We start from the raw sequence: 4,338 nt of genomic DNA, 5'->3' as shown, positions 1-4,338 counted from the left end.
TTAATACAAAAATACAGTCAAATCCTTTATAATACTATTCCAACAATCATCAAGTGTAGACGGAAGAACGTTAGTAACTATAGGTAGTTCTTCCTCCTCATCCGCCTTATACATCATGAAATTCAAATGAAAATCCCTATAATTGGAATGTGCAGCACTCCCCAAGAATTCTCCTGCTTTCAAATTAGTAAAAAAGTTAGTGTCATATCGGTCTTCCCTTTGCATCGATATGGTACGCGAACGGCTTTCTCCTCCACGACTTGCTCCGCTGGTACGTGAGATACGTTTCTTTTCCTCCTTGCCAAAGACTAAAGGATAAGTCTTCAAGGCCTCGATATCTTTCGTCCTACCAAAGAACTGGTTGGAAAAGTTCGCTTCTATGCTGCTTCTGTCAAGCCTGCTATACCGTTTCTCGATTTTCGCTGCCGATTGTGTGATGAATGTAAAGCTGCACTTATACTCCCGGAGAACCGATGGCATCTTCTCAAAATCGGAAATCCTAAAAGTCGTTGCTTCATCAAGAAAGTACATAAAAGGAACTTCGTTGTTAAGCGTAAATCGTCTAGAACTTGCTGAAATCATCAAAGATATAATTGGAGAAATCACATTTTCTATCTGATAAGCATTTGCAACGGCCACCAATTTTGGATTTTCAGGATCTATCAGGTTAAACTCGAAATCGTCTCCCGAAAGAACGTAACATATTTTTTTGTTTTGCGCTACCGGTGCCAGATAATTAGTCAGACTGGACAAATAACTCGCTTGTGTTTTCGGACTGTCCGCTGCATTAAGAAAAGCAGAAGCCAAAATCCTGCTTTGCGCATTTCCGTTCAAAAAGTCAGTAAGTTTATCCCCAGTAGCTATGCAGGCTAGATTGACAATGTGCGGAATCGTACATATCTTCGGAAAGTCAAGATAGAAACGGATAGCAATCCCTTTCAAAATTCCCAATGCTCCATAAAACCATTCGTCCTTTTTGGTATTATCCCCCATGTATGCGGTAAGCATATCATCGATAAGCTGCAAAAAAATATTGTCATCCTGAATGACTTTCGGAGCTATCGGATTAACCCTGTATGTCCTATCCATATCCGCAAAGGATATATAATAGAACTGGTAGGGATAAGAATATTTCTTTGTCAGGTTGTATGCTGTTTTTGTCAGGTCAAAATCCTTATAATCGTATATGAATCCGGCAAAATCATTGCGTATATATTCCCTCAATAGAGGTTTTCCTATACTCTTGGTCTTTCCGGAGTTGGCTCCACCATATACAAGAAAATTATCAAAAGGATCACCGAATGTTATCTTTCCCCTCTTGGTAGAAAGAGAAAAGATGCCTTTCTTTTCTTTCCCTACTTTTCCTTTACCTTTATCGGATGTTGGAATAAGTGCTATTATCACGATGACTGCCAACAAAGCCACCAATACATAAATCAATATCTGTATCATAATTCCTTTACTGGGTTAAGCATATTCTTTATTTCACTTATTATCATCTGTTTGACGGAAGCAGCCGGATTGGACAATGTTCTTATGACCATGGAAGTTTTTCCTATAATGGCTCGTTCCGTTTGGAAATTGTCTTTTAGAATTTCCTTTTTAGCCCTCTTTTTTATTTCAGAAGAAATAGAAATCATCGGTGTATTTCCATTCAATGTACCCTTTATAGTTGTTTTCCCTAATTTATTAATCTTCTTTTCTTTATTTCCGTTATTGTTTCTATTACTGCTTTTTATATATTCCTCCATTGTTTCTTTTGTCATTTCTCTTATATATACGGCAGAACAATAAATGTCTCTCCGAACACTCTCTGTCCTCCAGTTCTGCATTTCCTCGTATCTTTCCTTTGAACATGGATTTTTTCTTCCGTATAACTCAAACAACATATTATCGGCTTTTTGCCGGACGGACGCATCAGGTGTAAAAGTTGTATATCCTGACCATGTTTTATTCTCCATGCTTTTTTTTAGTTCCATCAGATAGGTCTCTTTATCCGTGTAATATGTATATTGAGTATTCCCATTTTCTATTTTAGAAATGACGCCCACATATTGATTAAGTTTATAGTCTTGTTGGTTGACTTTCGCAAACCCATTGTTTTTCTGGTACCAAACAAATGGCATATTATTGTATTTTCCATTTATCTTACAGAAAATGTCATCGATACTTTTTCTGACAGACGGTAATTTTGTACGGACTTCAAAAGACCATTTATTCTTGTCTTCTGATTTCATTTTTTCTTCGATTGTTTTTAAAAAATCCTTTTTGTTTACGAAATGGATTGTATCAATCCCATATGAGTTTTTAACAGTGACGGTTCCAACAAATTTTGAAGGTCTAGGCTTTCTTTGTCTTGTTTTCTCTTCTACTGATATTTTCTCAGATACACATTCGTTTTTATCTTCATGGGATGATATTTTTTTAGGTACATAAGTTTCATTCTCCTTTGACACATAATTAAATTTTTCATTAAAGATGTTTTGCACTTCCTGTTTCCATATTTCATGATTAAATCCGCGTTTAACTTCTTCTCCATTCAGGACCCATGAATTACCCCTTGACTTGACATGAGGTGAAAGTTTGGTTTTCTGATCCTTACTGTTTCTCGATACGATGATATGAACATGAAGATTAAGTCCGGGTTTCAAATCACCAGCTTTTGCCGTTCCGTTTCGCACCTCCTCACTGTTTTTCTTGTATGTCCGTTGTGTCTCTATCCGGGCATAGTAGAGAAGATCGTCTCCACTGTTGATATTTTTGCGTCCGAAATTCCGAGCATAGGCATCCATTGACGCACGTGTGAGCTCCACAAGTTTCTGCTTTACGGCATCCTGCTTTTCCTTGCTTAAAGAATGGAAGTCCTCGATGTCCTCTCCTATCAGATACTTTTGTTCTTCTACAGACGGATTAATGGTAAGCATATAAAATTTGGTGTCATCTTTTCCCAGATGCTTTTTATTGGCATCGATATTTGCGATGACTTCTGCCATGTCATACTTGCCGGGTGTCGAAGAAAAGAAATTGTTGCCCTCCTCTTTATCCAGATAATGGACAAGACGAGAACTCGTTTCCCTCTCGGTCTGTGTATCACCGGAAACATTTTCCTGCTCCGCCTCTTTATCAAGATATTTCGCAAGAGCAAAGCAACTTCCAGAATTACCGGTTTTTATTTCTGTCGATTCATGTACTCGTGCAAACATCCGTTATCTTTTAAGCTGTTCCCTAATAGTATCAATGCACATATTGAAATCTGCCTTTCCAATAGAATATTTTCCCTCATCGAACATTTTGCTTTGTTTTTTCTCACAGAGTTTATCTAAACATTCAGATATAACCTTTACGTTAATTGGGGCTTCATTATTTTGTACCGGATGAGTTTCAAGTTCTTTTTTAAGGCGTTCACATTCTAGTCGGAGTTTTTTTATATCATTGTCTTTCTCTGCAGCATTTTTCTGCATTTTCTGATATTCCGCCATCAACTGCTGCACCTCCTCGACATCCATGTAATTTTCTTCATCAGACGGTCGATGTAAAGTCGGCTTTTCCTGCTGTGATTCTCTGACCAGAAAATTTGCTTTTTCCAGAATATCTCTCAAAAGAGTATTCTGTTTAGTTTCTATTGCTCTGATTATTTTTTGGAGTTTGGCAGATTCCTGTTGCGTGACGATAATCGGCGAAGCGATATTATCTGTTACTCTCATGCCGGTATTATTGAAGAAATCCATCATTTCGTTTAGAATAACGGTATAACTTTTCTTTCCCTTGAAGTCTGACAACCGTCTGGTTGTCAAATCATCTATCCTTATTGAAGCCATATTTTTATTTGCTTTTTGCTACAAAGATAACTAAATTCCTTTAGATGCATGCATATTTCTTAATGAATTTATATTGACTATCAATATATTATAGATATAATAGGCTGCATTATGCATGCAAAAATGCATCTACGAATAAACAAATAACAACTGATTTACAGTCAGTTATATTGCTAAGGATTGGATTATGTCCAATCCCTGCTTGCTATAAAATAGAATACTTCTTATACGAAATCTTTCGTTTTGCGAAATGGCAAACATCAGTCATGAGCGCAAAAAATGAAGATGGCAGTATAAATGGATTCGATGTTAAAAAGGTTATAACCATATTATCTTCCCTAATGTTTTGTGATTGATTTTCAAATGAATTTCAGCATTTGTTTTGTGTTCGTTTGTTTTTTAGCATATTTTTCTCACTTTTTTGTGCATATTTTTCGGCACCACCAAAGGCTTTGTAAATCAATAAGTTGCAAATGTCTATTGCGACTTTTTCGGGGGTCTATTGCGACTTTTTCGGGGG

Annotated in this window: 3 protein-coding genes; all 3 read right to left on the bottom strand. The window is 36.7% G+C overall.

The window, feature by feature from the left end; genetic code table 11:
• Genes H164_RS0114125 through H164_RS0114115 form a run of 3 tightly spaced genes read right to left on the bottom strand, consistent with a single transcriptional unit; the run spans position 1 to position 3,818 of the window.
• Positions 1 to 1,452, bottom strand: coding sequence for a type IV secretory system conjugative DNA transfer family protein (locus H164_RS0114125; RefSeq protein WP_019969228.1), 1,452 nt, complete (start codon positions 1,450 to 1,452; stop codon positions 1 to 3).
• Entirely contained in the window at positions 1,449 to 3,203 is a 1,755-nt protein-coding gene (locus H164_RS14980; protein WP_019969227.1) for a DUF5712 family protein, read from the bottom strand. The genes H164_RS0114125 and H164_RS14980 overlap by 4 nt, the downstream gene beginning before the upstream one ends.
• A gap of 3 nt (positions 3,204 to 3,206) precedes the next feature.
• A complete protein-coding gene (locus tag H164_RS0114115) occupies positions 3,207 to 3,818 on the bottom strand; it encodes a BfmA/BtgA family mobilization protein (protein ID WP_019969226.1) in 612 nt (203 codons plus the stop codon).
• Positions 3,819 to 4,338: the final 520 nt, after the last annotated feature.

The organism is Segatella maculosa DSM 19339 = JCM 15638 (genome assembly GCF_000382385.1).
GTDB classification, from domain to species: domain Bacteria; phylum Bacteroidota; class Bacteroidia; order Bacteroidales; family Bacteroidaceae; genus Prevotella; species Prevotella maculosa.
The sequence above is the reverse complement of the archived record's forward strand: the minus strand, read 5'-3'. Positions and strand labels throughout refer to the sequence as shown.